Annotated in this window: 16 protein-coding genes, 1 tRNA gene and 1 pseudogene; 12 read left to right on the top strand and 6 right to left on the bottom strand. The window is 52.6% G+C overall.

Annotated elements, in window-relative coordinates:
* Positions 1–23 precede the first annotated feature (23 nt).
* Genes ACHUEV_RS03665 through ACHUEV_RS03650 form a run of 4 tightly spaced genes read left to right on the top strand, consistent with a single transcriptional unit; the run spans position 24 to position 4,695 of the window.
* Positions 24–1,049, top strand: coding sequence for a cysteine synthase A (locus ACHUEV_RS03665; RefSeq protein ID WP_394177711.1), 1,026 nt, complete (start codon positions 24–26; stop codon positions 1,047–1,049).
* Complete coding sequence (locus ACHUEV_RS03660) at positions 1,046–3,337, top strand: DUF3772 domain-containing protein (RefSeq protein WP_394177710.1); 2,292 nt, start codon at positions 1,046–1,048, stop codon at positions 3,335–3,337. The genes ACHUEV_RS03665 and ACHUEV_RS03660 overlap by 4 nt, the downstream gene beginning before the upstream one ends.
* Positions 3,334–4,050 (top strand): alanyl-tRNA editing protein, encoded by a 717-nt coding sequence (locus ACHUEV_RS03655; protein WP_394177708.1) that lies wholly within the window; start codon positions 3,334–3,336, stop codon positions 4,048–4,050. The genes ACHUEV_RS03660 and ACHUEV_RS03655 overlap by 4 nt, the downstream gene beginning before the upstream one ends.
* Positions 4,051–4,053: 3 nt before the next feature.
* Positions 4,054–4,695, top strand: coding sequence for a M35 family metalloendopeptidase (locus ACHUEV_RS03650; protein ID WP_394177707.1), 642 nt, complete (start codon positions 4,054–4,056; stop codon positions 4,693–4,695).
* Positions 4,696–4,699: 4 nt separating this feature from the next.
* On the opposite strand, the gene ACHUEV_RS03645 is transcribed toward ACHUEV_RS03650, so the two are convergent.
* Positions 4,700–5,839, bottom strand: coding sequence for an AI-2E family transporter (locus ACHUEV_RS03645; protein WP_394177706.1), 1,140 nt, complete (start codon positions 5,837–5,839; stop codon positions 4,700–4,702).
* A gap of 128 nt (positions 5,840–5,967) precedes the next feature.
* On the opposite strand from ACHUEV_RS03645, the gene ACHUEV_RS03640 reads away from it, so the two are divergent.
* Positions 5,968–6,057: transfer RNA gene (locus tag ACHUEV_RS03640), tRNA-Ser, on the top strand.
* Positions 6,058–6,227: 170 nt separating this feature from the next.
* Here the strand turns inward: ACHUEV_RS03640 and ACHUEV_RS03635 are convergent.
* The 3 genes from ACHUEV_RS03635 to ACHUEV_RS03625 form a co-directional block, all read right to left on the bottom strand.
* Entirely contained in the window at positions 6,228–7,151 is a 924-nt protein-coding gene (locus tag ACHUEV_RS03635; protein ID WP_394177705.1) for a sulfotransferase, read from the bottom strand.
* Between the two features lie 108 nt (positions 7,152–7,259).
* Positions 7,260–8,534 carry an O-antigen ligase domain-containing protein gene (locus ACHUEV_RS03630; RefSeq protein ID WP_394177704.1) on the bottom strand — a complete coding sequence of 425 codons (1,275 nt, stop codon included), beginning with the start codon at positions 8,532–8,534 and terminating at the stop codon, positions 7,260–7,262.
* Positions 8,531–9,976: a GumC family protein gene (locus tag ACHUEV_RS03625; RefSeq protein WP_394177703.1), complete on the bottom strand. Its 1,446-nt coding sequence runs from the start codon at positions 9,974–9,976 to the stop codon at positions 8,531–8,533. Before ACHUEV_RS03625 ends, ACHUEV_RS03630 begins: the two co-directional genes overlap by 4 nt.
* A gap of 397 nt (positions 9,977–10,373) precedes the next feature.
* Between ACHUEV_RS03625 and ACHUEV_RS03620 the strand changes: the two genes are divergently transcribed.
* Together ACHUEV_RS03620 and ACHUEV_RS03615 are read left to right on the top strand one after the other, a co-directional pair.
* Positions 10,374–11,762: a sugar transferase gene (locus ACHUEV_RS03620; RefSeq protein WP_394177702.1), complete on the top strand. Its 1,389-nt coding sequence runs from the start codon at positions 10,374–10,376 to the stop codon at positions 11,760–11,762.
* Positions 11,763–11,795: 33 nt separating this feature from the next.
* Positions 11,796–12,683, top strand: a complete 888-nt coding sequence (locus ACHUEV_RS03615) for a UTP--glucose-1-phosphate uridylyltransferase (RefSeq protein WP_394177701.1) — start codon at positions 11,796–11,798, stop codon at positions 12,681–12,683.
* Between the two features lie 36 nt (positions 12,684–12,719).
* Here the strand turns inward: ACHUEV_RS03615 and ACHUEV_RS03610 are convergent, their stop codons facing one another.
* The gene (locus ACHUEV_RS03610) at positions 12,720–13,946 is read right to left on the bottom strand and encodes a polysaccharide biosynthesis/export family protein (protein WP_394177700.1); all 1,227 of its coding nucleotides are present in this window, start codon (positions 13,944–13,946) and stop codon (positions 12,720–12,722) included.
* A gap of 197 nt (positions 13,947–14,143) precedes the next feature.
* Here ACHUEV_RS03610 and ACHUEV_RS03605 point away from each other — a divergent pair, with 197 nt between their 5' ends.
* From ACHUEV_RS03605 to ACHUEV_RS03590, 4 genes are read left to right on the top strand one after another with little or no spacing between them, the layout of a single operon-like run.
* Complete coding sequence (locus ACHUEV_RS03605; RefSeq protein ID WP_394177699.1) at positions 14,144–15,373, top strand: oligosaccharide flippase family protein; 1,230 nt, start codon at positions 14,144–14,146, stop codon at positions 15,371–15,373.
* Between the two features lie 2 nt (positions 15,374–15,375).
* On the top strand, positions 15,376–16,299 hold the full coding sequence (locus ACHUEV_RS03600) for a glycosyltransferase family 2 protein (protein ID WP_394177697.1): 924 nt from the start codon (positions 15,376–15,378) through the stop codon (positions 16,297–16,299).
* A gap of 14 nt (positions 16,300–16,313) precedes the next feature.
* Positions 16,314–17,294 (top strand): glycosyltransferase family 2 protein, encoded by a 981-nt coding sequence (locus tag ACHUEV_RS03595; RefSeq protein WP_394177696.1) that lies wholly within the window; start codon positions 16,314–16,316, stop codon positions 17,292–17,294.
* On the top strand, positions 17,294–18,277 hold the full coding sequence (locus ACHUEV_RS03590) for a glycosyltransferase family 4 protein (RefSeq protein WP_394177695.1): 984 nt from the start codon (positions 17,294–17,296) through the stop codon (positions 18,275–18,277). The genes ACHUEV_RS03595 and ACHUEV_RS03590 overlap by 1 nt, the downstream gene beginning before the upstream one ends.
* Positions 18,278–18,579: 302 nt before the next feature.
* Here ACHUEV_RS03590 and ACHUEV_RS03585 read toward each other — a convergent pair.
* Positions 18,580–18,747: pseudogene (locus ACHUEV_RS03585) on the bottom strand (IS5/IS1182 family transposase); the annotation flags it as partial.
* A 1,678-nt stretch (positions 18,748–20,425) separates the two neighbouring features.
* Between ACHUEV_RS03585 and ACHUEV_RS03580 the strand changes: the two are divergent.
* The coding region (locus tag ACHUEV_RS03580) for an Ig-like domain-containing protein (protein WP_394177694.1) at positions 20,426–21,702 on the top strand (1,277 nt) is incomplete at its 3' end.

The raw sequence follows: 21,702 nt of genomic DNA, 5'->3' as shown, positions 1-21,702 counted from the left end.
AGGACGTAATGAAAGGCGCCGCTATGACCATCCGAAATGACCTTGCCGAAGCTGTGGGCAACACGCCACTGATCAAACTGCGGGCTGCATCCGAGGCAACTGGATGTACCATTTTGGGGAAGGCCGAGTTTTTGAACCCCGGTCAGTCGGTTAAGGACCGTGCGGCGCTGTTTATCATTAAAGACGCGATTGCACGTGGTGAGCTAAAACCCGGCGGTACCATTGTTGAAGGGACGGCAGGCAACACCGGAATTGGTCTTGCTTTGGTTGGCTCGTCAATGGGTTTCAAAACGGTGATTGTGATTCCCGAAACGCAAAGCCAAGAAAAGAAAGACATGTTGCGGCTTGCTGGCGCGCAGTTGGTCGAAGTGCCAGCAGTTCCTTATCGTGATCCCAACAACTATGTCCGCTATTCTGGTCGTCTGGCTGAAGCCTTAAAAGACAATCTGCCGAACGGTGCAATCTGGGCGAACCAATTCGACAACGTCGCCAATCGCCAAGCCCATATTGAAACCACAGGCCCCGAGATTTGGGAACAAACAGGCGGAAAAGTCGATGGCTTTATCTGCGCAGTTGGTTCTGGCGGTACACTGGCTGGTGTTGGTATGGCGCTGCAGCCTAAAGGCGTGAAAATCGGTCTTGCTGATCCAGAAGGTGCTGGGTTGTTCAAAATCTACACCGGAGAAGAGAACCCCGGGAACTCGATCACAGAAGGGATCGGGCAGGGGCGGATCACTGCGAACCTCGAGGGGTTTACACCTGATTACACATACCGTGTGCCAGACGCAGAGGCGCTTCCTATTGTCTTTGATCTGCTGCAGGACGAAGGTCTATGCATGGGCGGTTCGACAGGTGTCAACATCGCTGGCGCTATGCGGCTTGCCCGCGAAATGGGACCGGGTCATACGATTGTGACCGTTCTTTGCGATTATGGAACGCGCTATCAGTCAAAGCTGTTTAACCCAGCGTTCTTGCGCGACAAGGGACTGCCAGTTCCCGGCTGGCTTGAGACTACAGTGGACCTTCCAACGGTATTCGAAAACGCATGATCCGTCGCTTTTGCCTGATCGTTTGCTTCGCGCTGATTTGGCCACTTTCGGCCACGGCGCAAGATACTTCCCATACGGATATAGATTCGTGGGAACAGGTCGCAACACGCGCCGAGAGCCTCGCAAGCCGCGAGGACATTTCGCGCTTTTCGATGAACCGTCTTCGTGCTGAGCTGGTGATCTGGCGTGACCATTTTCTGGCGCGTACAACTGTTAACTCTGGGCGGATTGCAACGGTTGATGCGCAGTTGTCAGCGTTGGGGCCCATACCTGAAACAGGAGACGAAGCACCTAACGTTGCTGAACGTCGCACTGCGCTTATTAAGCAAAGACAAGAACTAGTTGCTCCAAGGCTTTTGGCACAAGAAGCCTATGCCCGTGCAAACGGATTAATCAGCGAATTTGATGCGCAAGTTTTGCAGCAGCAGACCGAAGCGCTGACCGAACGGGGGAAAACTCCGCTTAATCCGTCGTACATCGCGCCGGGCATTAACGCTGTTTGGGAAGTGTTGCGGACGCTTGTAGTCGAAACCAAGGCGGGTATCAGCATTCAGAACGAACAAGGCAATTTGCTAGCAAATTTGCCGCGGGCCGTCTTGTTCTTGGTTGCCGCAGTCGCTCTTCTTGGGACGGGTCGGCGCAAGGTTACCGCTTGGCGGTCACATCTTGCACAAACAGAACGGCGACTGATGCCGCTTTGGTTGTTTCTTCTTTCGCTCGTGCAAATTATTGTTCCTGTCGTTGGGCTTTATGCGCTGACAGCCGGACTTGAGACACTAGATGTATTTGGTGTGATGGGTACGGCTGTTGCAAACGCGTTGCCATGGGCTGGCCTGGTTGTTGTGTTCGCGTGGTGGCTAAGCCGTCTTGTTTTTCCTGTCGGCGAACGGCACGGATATCTTGCCTACGATATTGAAACGCGGTCGGCTGGCCGCAGATATGGGTTGGCAATCGCGTGGATTGTTGCGCTTGCGTCGCTGTTTGACGCAGCCATCAATACGATGGACGTGGGCGAGGGTATCGTTGCCGCGATCGAGCTGCCTGTAATGGTCGTTCTGGGACTGTTGTTGTGGCGGTTTGGGGCAGTGATCACCACAAAGCCACTCGTCATTGAAGGGCAGACAATTTCACAAGGGCGCGTGCGTGGTGTCGTTGGGAAACTCAGTATCTTGGTCGCCGTTGTGACCCCGCTCATGGTCGCTGCTGGGTATGGTGCAGGGCGCAGTCTAATGCTGTCGTGGCTGCTGACACTTGGTGTGATTGGTGTTGTTTTGATACTTCAGCGCCTTGTTCACGACCTTAGCACGCCATCGAACGAAGCCGATGCGCCAAAGACTGGCGCGCTGGCGTTGATGCCTGTTTTGATCAACCTTTGCCTTTATATGGCGAGCATGCCGATTATTGCTTTGATCTGGGGCGCACGTGTCGATGACCTGATCGAGGTTTGGGCCCGCTTCCGCGAGGGGTTTGCCATCGGCGAGAGCCGGATTTCACCAACCGATTTCATAACCTTTGCTATGGTGTTTGGCCTTGGTTATTTGCTGACGCGGACGATCCAGGGGACGCTCCGCAAGACGGTTTTGCCACGAACACGGCTAGACCTTGGCGGCCAGAACGCGGTCGTGGCCGGTTTTGGTTATGTCGGTATCATCTTGGCCGCGGTAATTGCGATCACGAGCGCGGGCATCGATCTATCCAATCTTGCGATTGTTGCAGGTGCTTTGTCTGTTGGTATTGGTTTTGGCCTTCAGAACATCGTGTCGAACTTTGTTTCTGGGATTATTCTGTTGATCGAGCGTCCGGTCAGTGAAGGCGACTGGATCGAAGTTGGCGGGCAAATGGGATATGTGCGTGCGATCTCGGTCAGGTCTACCCGGATTGAGACGTTTGACCGGACAGATGTCATCATTCCGAATGCTGATCTGGTCAGTGGGCAGGTTACAAACTGGACACACGGGAACCTTGTCGGTCGTGTGATTATCCCTGTTGGCGTCGCATATGGTACAGATATCGAAAAAGTCTTAAAAATATTGCGTGAAATTGCCGAAGCGCACCCGCTGGTGATTATGACGCCGCCGCCGAATGTCTTTTTCATGGCTTTTGGCGCAGATTCACTCGATTTTGAAATTCGTGCGATCCTACGGGATGTTAGCCAAATGCATGTGACAAGATCAGACATGAACCAAGCTATCGCCAAGAAGTTCGCGGAAGAGGGTATCGAAATCCCATTCGCACAGCGCGATATCTGGCTGCGTAACCCCGAAGTGCTACATGGAGGAAATGAATGACCGACCTACTATTTCGCGATGATGCGTATTTACGCGAAGCAAAGGGTAGGGTGGTTAACATTACCTCCGAGGGTGGAATTGTCTTGGACCAGACTGTGTTCTATCCAACCTCTGGTGGCCAGCCGGGTGACAGCGGAACGCTTACTTGGGATGGTGGCGCGATTGACATCGCGACGACCGTGAAGGGGCCGGATGATACTGTTGTCTTGATCCCGGCGGAACCAGCCGCTCTTCCAAGCTCTGGTTTGGTTGTGACGCAGGCCATCAATTGGGATCGACGTCACCGGTTAATGCGCGTGCATACCGCGCTGCACCTTTTGTCCGTAGTCATCCCTTTGCCCGTTTCCGGCGGCTCTATCGCAGCTGACAAGGGCCGACTTGATTTTGATATGCCCGAGGCGCCTGAAGATAAAGAAAGCCTTGAAAACGACCTGAATCGTTTAATCGCATGTGATATGGGTGTCAGTACCGAATGGATTACCGACGAAGAGCTGGATGCCCAGCCGGATTTAGTCAAAACGATGTCGGTACAACCGCCACGAGGCAGCGGAAAAATCCGTTTGGTTCGTATCGGGGTCGGCAATGAGACTGCTGATCTTCAACCTTGCGGAGGCACACACGTTGCCAACACCCAAGAGATTGGACGCGTGCGATTGGGTAAGATCGAAAAGAAGGGTCGTCAAAACCGGCGGGTCTATCTGCATCTGGAGTAATCAATGAAGCGTTTCTGCCTTGCCATGATGATGCTGTGGGCGGGGCCTGCTGTTGCCGAAAACTTTGCCGGTTGCAACAAAGAACAGATACATGTCGTCGACAGTGCATTTCGAAACGCCAAAGCGCTGACTCTTAAGGCTGCGACTTCGGTCGGAGACACGCCTGAATATGAACGCTGGTTTGGTGAATATAGTCGGGCAAGTGCTGAGGACGTCCGCGCGAACTTGAAGTCCGTTGTCGGAGCAATCCGAAGCGGTAACGTGACGGCGCAATGCGATCAGATTACTCAGATTGGTTGCGACGGTGGGGAATACGCGTGGGTCTATCCCAACGAGCCGTACCTTATGCACCTTTGCCCGCCGTTTTTTACACTGCCGCCGCTAACTGCGTTAGAACCCGGCGCGCGACGCAGTGATAATGGTACGCGCGAAGGGACTATCGTGCACGAGCTATCCCATTTCTTGCGGGTCGCTGGCACCGATGATCATTGCTATTCACGCAGCGCTTGCACCGCCATGGCGGCCAACGATGTGCGCCGCGCTATCGATAACGCCGATAGCTATCAATACTACACCGAGGATGTCACCTATTACGCGCGGCAACTCGTGACCGGGAAACCTCCGCCAGCGCATCTTGCTGACTGAGCGACTACTGTCTGCGCTCATGCCCAAACAAGTCGTGCTCGATGGGTTGGTCAAGCATTTGCTCTGTCTCGGGCAATCCTTCGCGCGATAGTAGAATAGCAATGGGGCGTAGGCCCGGCACATAGCTGCAGACGACCAACATCATCACCATGATGGGTACGGACAGGAACATGCCTGGTACGCCCCAAACAGCGCCCCAGAAGGCAAGCGACAAGATGATCCCAAACGATGATAGGCGCAGAGCGCGTCCCATCAGCATTGGGTCAATGATGCTACCGTTCACAAATTGAATGACAGTCGAGATCGAAAAAATCGCAAGCGTGGTTCCAGAATCACCAATTTGAACATGCGCGATCAGGGCGATCAGCATCGTCGCAACAATGGAGCCGATATTGGGGATGAAGTTAAGAACAAAGGTAATGATGCCAATGGATGACGCCAAATCCAATCCAAACGCACGTGCCAGAACAAACACCATCGCCCCTGTGATCGCACTGATCAACGTTTTGACCAGTAGGTAATAGTTCACCCGGTGAATGATCGATTGAATGATTCTACCAACACGGGCGGCTTGGGCCTCATTGCCAACAAAATTATTCAGCTTTGTCTGAAACCAAATTCGTTCAGCAAACAAGAAACCCACGAACAAGATCACCAGAACTGTGGCCTGCATTATGCCACTGGCTTGCCCCGCTGCACTGCGCAAATAGCTCGACACGTCCACGGACCGCAGCGCGTTGAGCACGGCAAGCTCGCTGTCTTCGCCCATCCACGAAAATAGCGACGCAATCGCCGAAGGGGCACGTTCTGTGTAGGATAGGGTGGTGACTAAGACGGTATTTACTTGGGCCAGCAAAATCGATGTAAGCATCAACAATGCCGTGGCAATAAGAACCATCGCGACAAGACTGGCTAACGCATTCGGGATGCGAAAAGGGCCAATGCGCTGGCGTGCGATAAACGTAATGACGTCACTTGTGAGGCTAAATAGAATAATTGCGGTCGCAAGTGAGATCAGCATAAACCGCGCCTGCACCAATAAAAATAGTACGACAGCAAAGGCGATAACCACAACGGCACCAGTCTGAAGCCTATTTGAATCGCGTTTCTCGCTGATGCCAGTCGGTTGAGGGTCGTGGTGCATAATAGGATGAAGTTCGCCGTTAACGTTAGTGCACTATAGGGTCCAGATCGCGCCATCGTAAACACCCGCAAAAACATATCTATTTGGTCTTGCAAAGGGGGGGCGGATAGGGCTAAACCGCGCCCCACGGACAGGTGGCCGAGTGGTCGAAGGCGCACGCCTGGAAAGTGTGTAGGCGGGAGACCGTCTCCAGGGTTCGAATCCCTGTCTGTCCGCCACCTAACAATGATACCGAGCACCTAGGGTAGGTCGCACATGACCCTTGTCGTTGGCACATACGAAGTGTTCCCGATGACTGTCGAACCTAAGTATCGTGTGTCTTCACATGACTTTCTTACACAGGCGTCATGTTCCCTCAAAGTAGTCGCAAATCAGATAAGGTCGGGTCTCAGGTCCAATGCCCAAGTGACAGACCAGTCAGCTTTTCTAGGGTTGATCGCTCTGGCATGTACTGTTTGCTTAGTTTGGCGCGTGTTCCTGTGCGGAGCTGTGGTACGGGGCGTCCCGCGCCCTCGAGCGTTTTGCGCAGTCGTGATCTGACAAATTTTGGGATCATGCGTTTAACTGCTGTTTGGATCGCGCCGGGATGCCGCAATGCACGTGAGATACCTGCGCGTGAGCTGACGCTTGATAGGTTCGCAGTTTCGTTGACGCGTTCGTTGTTTGGCATTGGGCAGGCGGCAAGTTGCAGGTGATCGCACAGCAGGTGCCAGCATTTTTCCGGATCTGACTGACTATCTTCATGTGTCAAAAACAGGATCTGCTCGCGCGGGAAAACATCGAGGTAGCGTTCGATCTGGCGGGCATAGTGTCCGTGTGTTGCGTAACCGTGACCCCAGCTCCAGCCTTGGGCAAGCCGTTCGTTTTCTGCATCAAGAGCCGCCTCGAATGTCATGCTGGGTTCTAGGCAATCGCGGACATGATGCAGGTATTGTGAAAAGGCACGTTTGACTGGGTCGCGTAGCAATATCACGACGCGTGCGTCGGGGCGTGCAGCTGCGATGCGCGCAGCTGCGTGTTCCGCGATTAGGTAGACGGGCGAGACGTCACCGCAAATGCGATCGCCTGCGCCCGAATAGATATCCTGATAGGTTTGGGCATCAGTGGTGACTTCGGACACATAATTGGGGTCGTATGGCCCATTATGCGGCGTGGCATTTTCACCTTCGAATGCAAAGAAACCGGGTTCTTTGACGTCGGGAAGGAACACGTCTGGGTGGCTTTGTAGCCACGTCCAAACTGCGGTTGTCCCTGCCTTTGCAGCGCCAACAATATAGAAGTGAGGGGCGGATTGTAATTGCGTGTGTATCATGTTGGAAACTATCGTTCTATTTGCATGCACAAGCGAGGGCGTGCTGGGATAGGTCGCTTGGCTATTGGTGTTATCGCGTATTCTTTTAGGTAGGTGGGGCTGCGCGCATTAAGCTGAGGCGGCAACCACACCTGTTTTTTCGTCGTGAAGTTCCCTTGCGTGTATCCCAAGGATCACAAGTCCGGGCCATAAGAGATAGGCTTCGATCTCGACGTTCTCGCCGAAGGAAAGCAGTGTGAGTGTCATCATAATGCCCAGCGGCAACCGTCCGCGCGGCCCCTTTGCTGCATCGACAAGGGCGATCAGCGTTTGCCAAACGAAGGGGATAAGAAGCGCAAGCATGCCAACAACACCTTTCACAAACAGGAGCCCCCACCATGTGTGGTGACTGCCGATTGGCATGTATTCAACGGCATGAGACCCAGGCTGCACGCGCCCATGTCCGAACCAGTATGCTTCGTTGATCCAACGCTCACCCGCGATCCGCTGAAGCGCGGCACGAACCCGCGAACTATCTGCGCGCGCGTTTTTGAACGCTGAGATGGCATCTGTTGCGCCTTGAACCAATGCTGGTCCGGTAACCGCCAGTGATGCCGTCGCGAGTGCGCCTATCTGCCACATCCAACCACGAAAGATCAGCGGCAACATACGTGGTCCAACGGTGCATGCCGTAAGGCCAACGATGCCCATACGCGATTTGGATGCAAGGATCATCAGTACACCAGCTGCAATGCCAATCCGGCGCCATTTTGCTGTTTTTTCCTCAAGGGCAAACAGCACCATGACGACGCCCAATAGCGCGGCAAAGGGTGACCAAGGTGCATAGAACTGCCAACGCGGCGTCCAGTTCGACGGATCGTATGTAAAGAAATAGACGCTAAAGTATTCTGGACCAGGGCCGCCAACTGCCTTTAGCGGCGAGGTCAGAATTTTCTCGGGCAGGCCGATAAAGGGCGCCACTAGCATAATGGGAGCAAGAACCAAGGTTCCCATCCCAATAACACATTGCCCTCGAACAAGAACTTCGCGCCGGATTGGCAAGAGAGCCCCAGCAAGTGGGAATAGCGCCATGAGGGCCCATCCCTTGGCCCAGCCGATTGAAGACTTGATCGTCGACTTCATGCCCATCGACCAATTCAAGTGGCCGACCCATAGGGCAACTAGCATAACGAACATTCCCAAAATCCAAGCCCAGATAACTGGTGGGATTGTACCGGTTACCCGAAGGTCTTTGCGCATGGCTGGGCCAAGGTACAGCGACAGCACTGCCAACCCACCCAAAAGCCATGCGATGACAGGACCAACGAGGTAGAGCGCACCGACAGCGTAAAAGGGCCAGGTCAGAACAAGAGTTTTGTAAACGAGGCGTTCGGCCGGGTTCATTTTGTGCTGCCCGTTGTCTTGCGGATGAGCGTCGTAATGATCGCAGAGCGTGACCAACCCAACAGTAGGCCGATAAACATCATGAATGTCGCCGCGCCGCCTGCTGCGATTGCCAGCTTGCGATTTGGTGAGGATGGCTTTTCTGCAAGAGATGGATTCTCAAGAACCTGAACAAGTGGGTACGACGCATAGACGTCTGTCTTTGTTGATTGGGTACGTGCGATTGCTGACGCAAAGACGGCCTCTGCAACCGAGAAGTCGCGCTGCAAATCCTGCAACTTGGCCGCTGCTGGTGCCATTTCTCTCAGGCGTTCTGCTTGAACCTCAGCTTGGCGCTTTAACGTGTCCAGTTGTTGGGCTGCACCAAAGCTTTTGGCGTGCATTTCGACCAACTCTGCGAGCAAAGCTGCGCGCTGTCCGTTCGGGGCAACATCAAGCGTTGTAAGTTGTACTGCATCCAAGCCAGTTAGCTCTGTCGCAAGGTTGATGGCGGCTTGCTCTGCCTGCGTTTGGGCACGGCGCGCTTCTTGGACCTTTGGGTGCTGTCCGCCGAATTGGGCGCTTGCTTGGGCAAGGGCAGCTTTCTGGGTCGCTGCTTGCGCCAGCAAATTTCCATAACCTTCGTCCGCAAATAGCTTTAGCGTCGTTGCGGCGTTATTCGCTGTGATGCCAAGGCTTGTTTCCAGTGTCGAAACAGCATGAAGGCTTTCGTCAACTTTTGCCTGCTGTCCGCGAACTTCTGCATCCAGTACACTTTGCTGGGCCAAAAGAGCGTCATATTGCGCGACCGAAATCAGGCCTGTTTCCGACTGCAAACGTTCGATGTCTGCACGCGTGTTCGCAACAGAGTCGCGGTAGTCGTTGATAGCCAAGAAACTGCTGTCTTCGCGTGTTTTTTGTTCATCTGCACGTAGCGCATTCAATTCGTCAAAAAACGCAGTCAGGATTGCGTCGCCACGTTGCTGTGCCTCGACGGGGGTCCCACCTGTCAATTCGAAGTGGATAAGGCTGGTTTGGTCCACCAAGTTGACCCGTGGCTTGCCAAGTTCATTACGCGTAACGCCAAGGCTTTGCGCGGCTGCATCAAGAATACGGTCCGCATTCAACAGCCGTTTGTATGTTTCAGTCGGGCTGACAGAGTTGCTGGAGAAAGCAGAGTTCGCAAATGAAGAGGCCTGTCCGATACCGTTCAGGTTCATTGAAGCCGAAGCGCCAGAACCAGGTAGGATGAGCGAAGTCGATGACTTGAAAGTAAGAGGTGCCGTCTTGAGGTAACCGGTGATCGGACCCCATATCGCGACACCATTCAGCAACGCGAAAGCAAGATATCGGGGCAGGCGGCCCAGGTCGCTAAGCCGGCCACCCATGATAGCACGCCGGATCCAACCCTTTGCTCTACGGGCTGTCTCAACTTCAATTAATGGTTGTGTCGCTGCGGTCATTTTGCTTTCTCCTTGCGAGCAGACATTACCAAGCCAATCCGAGACATTCATCCGCGCAAAAGCTTTGGAGCAAAGTCCAAACGCTACATGCTCTAACCTAATGGGTAGGGTGGAAAGCGCTATTTGGATTTTTGATGTTATTTAACATGCTGAAAATAAATATGAAAAATAGATAATGAGGGCCTGAAGTCCCTGTTTTGCGTCTGGAATCAGCGTCGATTTTGGAGAGATCACCTACCCGCAAGGATATGGCGGCGTTCAAATTGATCATCTGATTAGCGCGTTCGTTCAAATTTGCCTTCTTCTGTTCCACCTACCTGTGCGTGTGCTTCGTTGAGTTGAATGCTGACTTTCACCATCAAGAAGGAAATCGAATACGAACTTCAGGAGCCCTGATATGAAACACGCCGACATCGCCTTTAACAGCGCAACGCCAATCAAATCCCTTCGCGGCGTGAAATCATCTTACCTACCCGCTATCGGCCTTTCGCTGGTAGATGCAGATCAGGCCACAGCGATTGAAGCGTTGCTAGCCCCAGGTCGTCGTCGTGCATTCTTTATTAACGCGCATTGCTGCAATGTTATGGCTAAGTATCCAGCATATGCAGACGCCGTACGTGATGCTGACGCTCTACTGCCCGACGGTATAGGTGTTGAACTGGCTGGCAAGATGACTGGCCAAACGCTGACCGCAAACCTGAACGGAACTGATCTGGTTCCAGCATTGGCTGAACGCGCTGCTGAACTTGGGCGTTCTATCTACCTGTTCGGTGGTGCGCCGGGCACAGCCGAGGCTGCGGCGAAAGCACTAACAGACGCAACGCCAGGTCTGAAAATCGCCGGCACACGTGACGGTTTCGCAGGTGCTGAAGATCCAAACGCAGTTATCGCCGACATCAACATCAGCGGTGCCGACATTGTAATTGTTGCGACCGGTGTTCCAATTCAGGAGCTTTGGATCGACCGTTACGCCGACCGTCTTGGTGCATCACTGTGCTTGGGTGTGGGTGCTTCGCTTGATTTCCTTGCTGGAAATGTTGCGCGGGCTCCTAAGCCCATTCGCAAGGCTAAGATGGAATGGATGTGGCGTCTGGCCATGGAGCCAAAGCGGATGGCAAAGCGCTATTTGGCCGGTAACCTGACATTCCTTGCACGTGCTGCAAAGAACGCAATCAAGCAGACACCAACACGTTTGATCGCTTGCCGCGCATTGGATGTTTCAATCTCTTCATTGGCGCTGGTCTGCTTGTCTCCAATCCTAATTGGCACCGCTCTTGCTGTTCGGCTGGAATCAAAAGGCCCTGTGCTGTTCCGCCAGACACGGGTTGGCCGCAACGGTGAACATTTCTCAATGTACAAGTTCCGTTCAATGCATCAGGACGCTGAAAAGATGCGCGCCGCGCTAGAGGCAAATTCAGACCGTGCTGGAGTTTGCTTTAAGTCACGCCGTGATCCGCGCATCACACGGGTCGGTCGTTTTATCCGCCGCGCTTCAATTGATGAGCTTCCACAAATCATCAATGTACTTAAGGGCGAAATGTCGATTGTGGGCCCACGTCCTGCTCTTCCTTGCGAAGTCGCAAGATACCCGGCCCACGCATACGGTCGTTTGGCCGTAAAGCCAGGTATCACAGGCATTTGGCAGGTTTCAGGTCGCGCAGATGTGAGCTTTGAGCAGATGGTTGAGATGGACTTGGTTTACGCGTCAACACGCACTGTGTTGCTTGACCTTGTCATCGTTCTCATGACCTTCCGCGCAGTCGTTTCAGGTCGCGGCGCTTACTAATAACTTAATTCTCTGCAAAGAAAGGACAATCACATGGCACATATCCGTAAAGCAGTTTTTCCTGTCGCTGGGCTTGGTACGCGCTTTCTCCCTGCAACAAAATCCATCCCCAAAGAGATGCTCACTCTGGTTGATCGTCCGCTTATTCAATACGCCGTTGACGAAGCGCGTCAGGCTGGCATCGAAGAGTTCATCTTTGTGACCGCAGCTGGAAAAGGCCCGCTAGAAGACTATTTTGATACGGCTGCAGCCTTAGAGCATCATCTGGAAATGAAGGGCAAGAAAGAGGCACTTGCCGCGCTAGAAGATACACGGATGCGCGAAGGAACCCTTAGCTTTATCCGTCAGGACCAACCTCGTGGTTTGGGGCACGCAGTGAAACTCGCGCGTCGTGCAGTTGGAGACGAACCATTTGCAGTGCTTTTGCCCGATGATGTGATCCGTGCACCGCGTGGCGTTCTAGCGCAGATGGTTGATGCGCACGCCCAGATTGGCGGGCACATGGTTGCGACGATGGATGTGCCTCAGAAACAGACATCCTCTTACGGTATCCTTGATATCGAATCTAAAAAGGGTCGTATCGCGCAAGCACGTGGTTTGGTCGAAAAACCCCGTCCCGATATCGCGCCTTCGACGCTAGCTGTGGTTGGCCGTTATATCCTGCAACCTTCGATCTTTGATAAACTGGCAATCCAAGGCCCCGGTGCAGGTGGAGAGCTTCAGCTAACGGACGCGATTAATGCCGATGTGGCAGACGCTGGCGTCGTCGGCTACCGGTTCGCAGGCGAGCGGTTCGACTGTGGTTCGGTCCAAGGTTTCGTGCAAGCAACCACAGCATTCGCTTTGGATCGCCCTGAATTGCAGCAAGGCTATCAAAAGTTCTTGCAAGAACGCACAGAGATCGTGGCACTACGCGCCTAAGACCGAACTAGCGTTCTTAACACTTCTGTGTCGGCGTCACTTGGCTAATAAGATCGTTGTGCCAATGACGCCAAGCGCGCGGCCGATTTCGGTGACGTTTGTGATAGCACTATCATAGCAGGCTAGGGCGTCGCCCGGCAGAAGATAGGGGTCATAATCATCACGATCCGCACGGCGCAACAAGTCTTCGATGTCACGCTCGATCACGACAGACACTTTGGTGATTGGGTTGCGTGAAAACAGAACAGATGATCGGTTTGCGCTGGTCGCGCGCGCGCCACCAACACAGTTGCTATCAACGACTGCCTGAATATAGCGCGTGCCATAGGGGACTTCGCGAACACTGCGTTCAATCGCGGATGACGCGTTGCTTGGCGAAGGCTGCGTCAGGTTTGACAGGAACAGACTGATCCCCGGAGGGCTGATTGGGCTCGGGCGCATCAGGTCTTCTTGAAAACACTGGCGACTTGGCACGCGGATCTCATCGCCGGTCAACAGCATGATGTCGACGACGTTTTGCCCTTCAAAGACGCCGCGCATATCAATTTTATAAACTTCAGAGCCGCGACGTACTTCGATCGCGGAAATATCGGCATCAGGACGGACGCCACCAGTGGCACGCAAAGCGACCGAGAGATTGCGGGATTCGCTGGATGAGCCGATGGCCTCTTGCCGGCGCGAATCTATTCGGTCGCCGGGTACGCCGCCAATCTCGACCGAATGGGGTTCAAAGACTGCGCCAGAAACACCGACAATCACTGATGCAAAGTCGGCAACGCGCACCGAAATCCGCGGACGGTCAGCATAGAATTCGTCGGCCAACAGCTGGCGAGCGATTTCGTCTTCTATTTCATCGGTCGTACGGCCCTGCGCGGCGATAGGGCGCAAAAACGGGAGTTTCAGCGTTCCATCCCGCGAGATCACATAGTCTGCGTTAAAGGTTTCGTCGTCACCGACGCGAATATTAACAAGATCGTTACGCGTAAGACGTTCACCGCCTAGCGCAAATGACGCAAGCCCAGCACCTTTACCACCACCCGCACCGCCTTCACCACCGCCGTAGGGCAAGCATTTGCTTTCGTTGATACGTGCGGAGCGCAGAAATTCATTGTTCTGTCGGGAAACATCGATAGCGCGGTATTGCGCCTGATAGCCATCACCAACTTCGACCGGCTCCAGGTTATCTGGAACATCATAATTCGCGCAGCCCGAAGCAAGCATAAAAAGGGTTGCGCAGTACGCAGTTGCTGATCGAACGGCCATATATTTCTCCGCCAGTATTGAGGGCTTTGTTCTTGTTAAGCTAACATACGAACAGCGTCTACCGTGCTGTCAGATTGGAAGTATACCCGATAGGATATAGGACCACACCATTGCTCTGGCTGATAGAGCTAATAGGACGGCGACGCCCTTGCAAGACATCGATAGTTTCGTGGCAGATCAGTTGGAAAGCCACTTCGATGTCTTGGAATACAAAAACACTCGCGCAGAACCTTTTTGCATATGGCGCATCAGAAATCGCAGCGAAAGCGTCGCGTTTGCTGGTGGTCGTTGCCGTTGCGCGCACATTGGAGCTGGCTGAGATTGGTCTAGCTGCAGCGGCACTGGCTGCAGGTGATATCCTAAAGGCTGTCAACGAGAACGGTGTTGGACAACGGATCATCTCAGCAACAGATGATGAATTGGATGCGACCTGCGCGACAGCACATCGGATCTTTTGGGGCTGGTCGTTGGCACTGTTCACTTTGCAGATCGCCATCGGCGCCACGATCTATCTGGCAGGCGGCAGCGCCATGTTGTTTGCGCTGATCGCTGTTCTGGCAGCTGAGTATCTGTTTATGCCCGCTGGCCTTGTTCAGAACGCATTGGCAATGCGCGCAGGCAAGTTGCGCTCAACCGCTGCCATCGCTGGCATGCAGTTGGTTGGTGCGAACCTGATGTCAGTTGTCCTTGTTCTGATTTGGCCTGCAGCCTTTGCGCTTGTGTTGCCACGCTTGTTGGCCGCACCAATCTGGCTCATTGCGATGCGCCGCTTGAATCCTTGGACACCAAACCGCGGTGCTATCTTCGCGCCTTTGCGTCCGTTCTTTGACTATGGCTGGGCCGTACTGGGTGTCGAAGTGGTCAAGGCTCTACGCTTTCACGCAGACAAGATCATTGTGGGGGCATTGATCGGGGTAGAAACACTGGGCCTATACTTCATGGCCTTCAATGCGGGGCTAAGCCTTTCAAATGCATTCTCCGCAGCCTTTTCAAAAGTGCTGTTCCCATATCTAAGCCAAGCCGCAAACAAAGCCGTCGCATTGCGCGAAAGCATGATGCTGGGCCTGGCACTGATCACACCTGCAGTGTTCCTGCAGTCAGCCTTGGCACCAGTTTATGTACCAGTTCTGCTGGGCGATAAGTGGGAAGACGTATCAGCAGTTGTTTCGATCCTTTGCCTTGTCGCCATCCCAACGACACTTTGGTCAGCTGCCGCTGGTTGGTTGCGCAGTGAAAACCGCCCCCAGACAGAGCTTTGGAGCACGGTAGGACTGACCGTAGGCCTAACACTAAGCACCGCAATCCTTGCCCCACACGGGCTGATGGCTGTCGCCACCGGATACACCATTGTCAGCTTCGTCCTCATGATCATGGCGTCACTGCCGGTGATCGTCGAAAACGCAAACCCAAAACTGGAAAGGGTATAATCATGCCACTCTTCTCGATTGTGATCCCTTGCTTTAATGCGCAAAACACCCTGACAGAGACGCTAGACAGCATCATCGCGCAAACCTGTGACGACTGGGAAGTTATCTGCGTTGACGACGGTTCAACAGATGAGACACGTGAAATCGTTGTTGCTGCCGCAAAGAACGACGCTCGCATTCGGCTGGCTCGCAACGTTGGCAAAGGTCCTAGCATCGCTCGTAACTTTGGTGCCAGCGAACTGTCAAAAGGCAAAATCATCGCCTTTTGTGACGCCGACGACGTTTGGGCACCATACAAGCTCGAAGAACTGCAGACTGCATTCGCTGACAAAGAAATTGACGCTGTCTACGGACAAATCGCTTTCTTTAAGGCTGATCCGGCAAGCGCCAAAGTGTTCTCGACTGTGCCTGACGATGTGCTCACAATCGAAACGCTTTTGGGTGAAAACCCAGTTTGCACAATGTCCAACCTCAGCATTCGCAAAGGCATCTTTGTTCGCTTTGGCGGCTTTGATCCATCAATCGTGCATAACGAAGATCTAGAATGGCTCATTCGGATCGTGGGGCAGGGTGGCCGCATCGTTGGGCTAAAGTCTTTGCACGTTTGGTATCGCAGCAGTGCAGGTGGGCTTTCCTCGGATTTGACCGCGATGCGTGCTGGCCGCGAATATGCTCTTGCCACAGCAGCAAGCTATGGCGTGACACCGCAGCCTGCATCAAACGCTGTGCATTTACGTTACCTTGCAAGACGCGCTTTGCGTTTTGACTATGGCCGGACATTGGCCCTGAAACTGGCATTTGCTGGTTTGCGTCAAAGCCCCGCTGGCTTCTTGAACCCTCCTCGGCGTGGTGCGCTGACTTTTGTCGGTGCGCTCGCCAACCTAATCCTGCCTCGCGTTTGTTCGCGCATGCTCTTCTCTCAGTAACGAAAGGTCTTGTTATGACACTTGTTTCAATTGTAGTTCCCGCGTTCAACGTATCCCGCACTCTGGCCGAGACCCTACGTGGACTGTTTAAGCAGACATACGCACAGTTCGAGATTATCGTCGTTGATGACGGTTCAACCGATGACACCCTAGAGATCGCACAGTCTTTTGCAGATGATCCACGCCTTCGGATCATCCAGCAAAGCAATCGGGGTCTGGCTGGTGCGCGCAATACCGGAATTGCCGAGGCGCGCGGTTCATTCATCGGGTTTTGCGATAGCGATGACGTCTGGGAGCGCGATAAGCTTGCTGCACATGTAAAACACCTAGAGAATAACGCTGATGTTGGCATTAGTTTCGCTGGCTCACGATTGATCACCGACGATGGTAAACTGATGACAACTGCGCAACGCCCCCGTCTGCGCAACATCGACGCCAGCCACGTGCTAAAGCGCAACCCGATTGGTAACGGTTCTGCTGCTGTGATCCGTCGCGAAGTATTCGAAGACATCGCATATAGCCCAACCCATGAGACTGTTCGCGACTGGTATTTTGACGAAACCTTCCGCCAGTCAGAAGATATCGAGTGCTGGTTGCGCATCGTTTTGACGACACCATGGCGTATGGAAGGTGTACCTGGCCTGCTAACGCGCTACCGTGTCAACGGCGAAGGCCTTTCGGCAGGAACTGACAATCAACTGGAGGCATGGGAGAGAATGGTAGCTAAACTGACACCGATGGCCCCAGAGTTCTTTGCAGAACATGTTGATTCAGCGCGTGCATATCAGCTGCGTTACCTTTGCCGCCGGGCGATCAGTAGCCTAGATGTGCAGCAGGCATGCGCGCTTGCAGCCTCTTGGACACATGCATCATGGCGGCCGTTTTTTGAGGAACCACGCAAATCGTTCACGACCTATGCCGCAGTAATCGGGCTTCGGATCGTAGGAGCACGGACGCTTGAAGGTCTACGTGTACTGCGTACTGGGCGTGCATGATGCCAGTAAGCCATAAAACAAAGGTTATGCACCTGATTGATGACACGACCGCTGGCGGTGTGATGCGCGTGCTTGACCACCTCACGAACTCAAAAGAGCTGGCCAAAGACGCGGATCACGATGTGCGATGTGTGCCACGTGGTGCAATCTGGGGAGAACGGATCGATGCGGATGTGATCGTGTCACATATTTCCATCAGTTGGCGAACACTGCCGTCACTTATTGCTTTGCGCCTGCGTTATCCGCGCAAAAAGCTTGTTCACGTCGAGCATAGCTATACCGAAGCTTTTGTACGCAATAATGTCCCGCAGGTTTCTAGGTTTTACAGATTGCTTCGGACCGCGTTTAAGCGATTTGACAAGGTCGTCGCCGTCAGCGAAGCGCAAGGCGCATGGCTAAAAAGCGAAGGTCTGGTTTCTGATGAGAAACTCACCGTGATCCGTTCATATGTGGACCTAAAGCCCTTCGAATCTGTGCCGCGAAGATCAGGCAAAACAAGCGTATTTGGCGCGATTGGCCGCATGGATCGACAAAAGGGCTTCGACACTTTGATCAAGGCTTTCCGCATGACCACCGATCCAGAGTTACAACTGCTCTTTTTCGGAGCCGGAGAGGAAGAGCCAAAACTACGCGAACTTGCAAAAGGCGATGATCGGATCGTTTTCATGGGTTTCGTCGCATCACCAACCGAAGCTTACGAATTGGTTGACGCAGTCGTCATGCCATCACGTTGGGAGGCCTATGGCCTTGTCGCAATCGAAGCGATTAGCAGCGGACGGGTGGTAATCTGTAGCGATGTTGACGGTTTACAAGATCACGAGGTGCTTGGCGCCAGATTGGTTAAACATCACTCCGCTGCAAGCTGGCGGGATCAACTGATCAGCGCAAGCAACGAAACAAACCCACCATGGAAACAACCAAACCTAGTATCAACCCTAGGAGCACAAAGCGCGGCAAATTGGCGAAGGCTTTGTAAGACTTAATAAGGGTAGATGTAATAGTCTGAGCGGTTGATGTATTTCGGCCACGACGTCATTGTTGCACAATGATGAAAGAACTAGCTATGCTATACGCTACACGTTTCTATATGAAACGTCATATTATCAGTCTATATTAATTCGTGAAATAAAGTTTCAATCAAGTGCCGTCGCATTTCTCAAAGTAATGCAATACACAAAACCTTTTTTGTCTTCAGGCAATTAGGCCTAATCCCGCACGAGTTCCTGCATACGGCTTTGTTTCACAAATAAGTTGAATGTCGTGCTTACCCTTACCCAAGACGGATTTACCCTGCCGTCACGGTTTTCGGGATTCCGAGTGCGATGAAGCCATTGAGGATCGCGGCGCGGATCTGGATCTCCGCTCCCTGCCGGTCAAAGCCTCGTGCCGAGAGGCTCTGAGCAAGTAATTTCAAACAATGCATCTTTGTCTCAACGCGGCTTCGGGAGTGGTATCTTTAGCGTGAACGATGACCCTTCTACCGAATGGACATTGGCGAAATAACACGGTGACCGGATATCTGAATCAACCGCCATCGACGATTCTTTCTTTGGCAATGAGGCACTGCTGAACGTCCGCTATCAGGTCGTGCACAACTGTGACCTACTAGTCGAAGGGCAGGCACTGCACGATGAAGACATAGAGGTACCACCCAATACAGCTGCCGACCGCCACGTCGGCGATAACTTAAGAGTGGGGGTGGAATACTATACACGCAGCCTATCAGACGACCTGCGCGTGGTCAGATACGAAGACAAAGGCGTCTTTATTAACTTCGTCGCAAAGTTAAAAATACTGAGAGAAAAAGTGGATATGTCATACTAAGCATTCCCTCATGAAATCCCGCATGTCTCGCACAACGAAAATTGCGGAAGGTTCATGTAATTATTTGATATAAATGACTTGTCGTGACGTGAGTTGAGCAATGTCGACGCCCTGTCTGTCCGCCACTAAACTGCCCTAATGGCGGTATTTTATACATGAAATATTGTATATTTTCAGTCCTGTAAGGTTTTTTTAGCCTTTTGGGGCAGTCTATTTCGCATGACTTCCTGCAATCAACGGCCGATAAAAAGCAAGAGTTGTGACCGAGCGTCACGGCGTTGATAAAACCATAGCAATAAGGCTGCTATCAACATCAGCGACTGGCACTTACACGGATCCGATAATGTTATGGATCGGGCTGATTTGCTGCCCGAGGTTGCCAGGACTGCCAGTGCCAAGTCCTGTTTTGTACAGGCGAAAGTGAAATAAACGAATTGATGACGAACAATTTAGTGCGGTTCGTTTGAGCACCTGGACCAAAGCGAGTTTGAGTAAGTCTTTTTAGCAATTCTGGTCGAACAAAGCTGACCGAGTAGTATCTGAATTCGGTGGGCCTTGATGGTCAGGTCTTATTTAATCAGCCTATAGTTGTGTTTACTATGCATTGTGTTTGATCTGAAATTTTAAACAGAAACTGGTCGGTGGTGCCATGTCTGTCGCAATACTGAGCGATTAACATTCGACATCCCCAATAGTAGGTCATGGGGTTTAGTCGGGGCATTAGCGCTTTGTGGCAAATGCACGATATCGACAACAAATTTGAAGAGTTAGATCGCGGTTTTTGCGGGGTATTAAGAATTATTTTCATCTAATTTCGTCGCCCTGCATTGCACGTCTGTCGGTTGATGAATGGCTGGTGTTATGAGTTGATCAATTCGCTGCTGTTGAAGTGAAGTCGGGTTTATTTTCTTCGCTTGGCATGTTTTGATGGATATTAAGTTAAATTAAACAATAGCTTATGGTGATAGGCGTCCCGTGATAACTCTTTTTGAAATTTTAATAATTACGGTGGAGCGCGCTCTCTAAAATTGTTTTGTGTGAGGTAATAAGGGTACAGGTTGAGTCCTGTACTAAAGTTAGCTTTCAAATTTCTGTCAACTTTTAGTCGTATTTTCCTGATTTCACCAATACACCCAAAGATTGAGCTTGCGGATTTGTAAGTTAGTTTTTGGGGAGTGTTTTAGTACTTTTGAATAGCGACATAGCCGTTTCCCACACTGCACCGACGCAGTTTATTTCGTTAAGTTTTTATCAGTCAACAAGTTGCCCGCCATACGCGGGCTGGTCATGAGTAGGGGAAATAAACTATGTCGACGCGTTCAAAATCAGGGAAATACCTGAGTACAAGTTCGATTGCCGCAATATCAACCGTTACACTTACGGTTGCGTCGCCATCGGTATCACATGCCCAATCTGTGCTTTGTGCATCGGAAGGCACTGACAGCACATTTGAATGGGTGACGCGTCTAGGGGTCGACGGAAATGATATCGCCGTTCCAGCCAAGACCGGATATTTTGACGGATCTGGGAACTCAATAGCGACTGCCACAGCAGGGCAAACATTTGGTGTCGAGGTTGATGTCGGAATTGATCTTAAGGGAATTTACGCACCTTACAGAGAATACGTTATTGTGTGGCTGGATCTAAACCAAGATGGAAACATCGACGACCTTAATGAAAGAGTCTTTCAACAGGATTTTGTGGTTGACGAACCGGGCGCACTTTTTTCTGGTCTAGGGAGTTTGCCTGCAACTGCCTATAACGGCGAAATGTATGGTCGAGTTATCATGCAATTCAACGCAAATCCCGCACTGTGCGGTACGTATCAATATGGGACGACCGTTGACTTTAAGGTGGACGTTCAAGGCGGTGTAGATAACCCCAACTTACCGGAGGCACCTGAAAGCGTTGTTGCAACTGCCGGAAACGGAAGCGCTTCCTTAATCATTTCTCCGCCTTTGTCGGGGAATACGCCAACTAGCTATATTGTGACGACCCAACCGGGCGGCGCAGAAACAATCGTCCTCGCGTCCGAGATTGGTAGCCCAGTGATTATTACTGGGCTAACCAACGAACAGGAATACACGTTTGAGGTCACCTCAGTTTACGATTTCACGGGTCCAACAGGCCAAGTTGTACCGTTGCAGAGCGACACACGAACCACAAGTAATGCGATAACGACAGACGGCATAGCCCCTGATGCGCCATCTGGGATTGATCTGACGGATGCGACGAACACCGGCGCGACGGATGATACGTTAACCAGCAATGCGACCCCGACCATCGCGGGTGTGGGCGAACCCGGTGCGGTGATCGAGGTCTTTGTTGGCGGTGTATCCGTTGGCACGGTGACCGCTGATCCAAGCACAGGCGCGTGGGAATTCCCCTTCGCGGCGGGCAATCTGGCCGCGGGCGACAACGCAATCACCACAACCGCAACCGATGCGGCGGGCAATACATCGGCCCCATCAACGCCACTGACGCTGACCGTTGATAGCGCCAATGCTGCCCCTGCGGATCTGGCGCTGACGGATGCGACGAACTCTGGCAGCACAGCGGATACGTTAACCAATGTGGCCGCCGC

Origin of the sequence: Yoonia maritima (genome assembly GCF_043641945.1) — a bacterium.
In the GTDB taxonomy this organism is placed as follows: domain Bacteria; phylum Pseudomonadota; class Alphaproteobacteria; order Rhodobacterales; family Rhodobacteraceae; genus Yoonia; species Yoonia maritima_B.
Note: the sequence above shows the minus strand (reverse complement) of the source record. Positions and strands in the feature narration are given on the sequence as shown.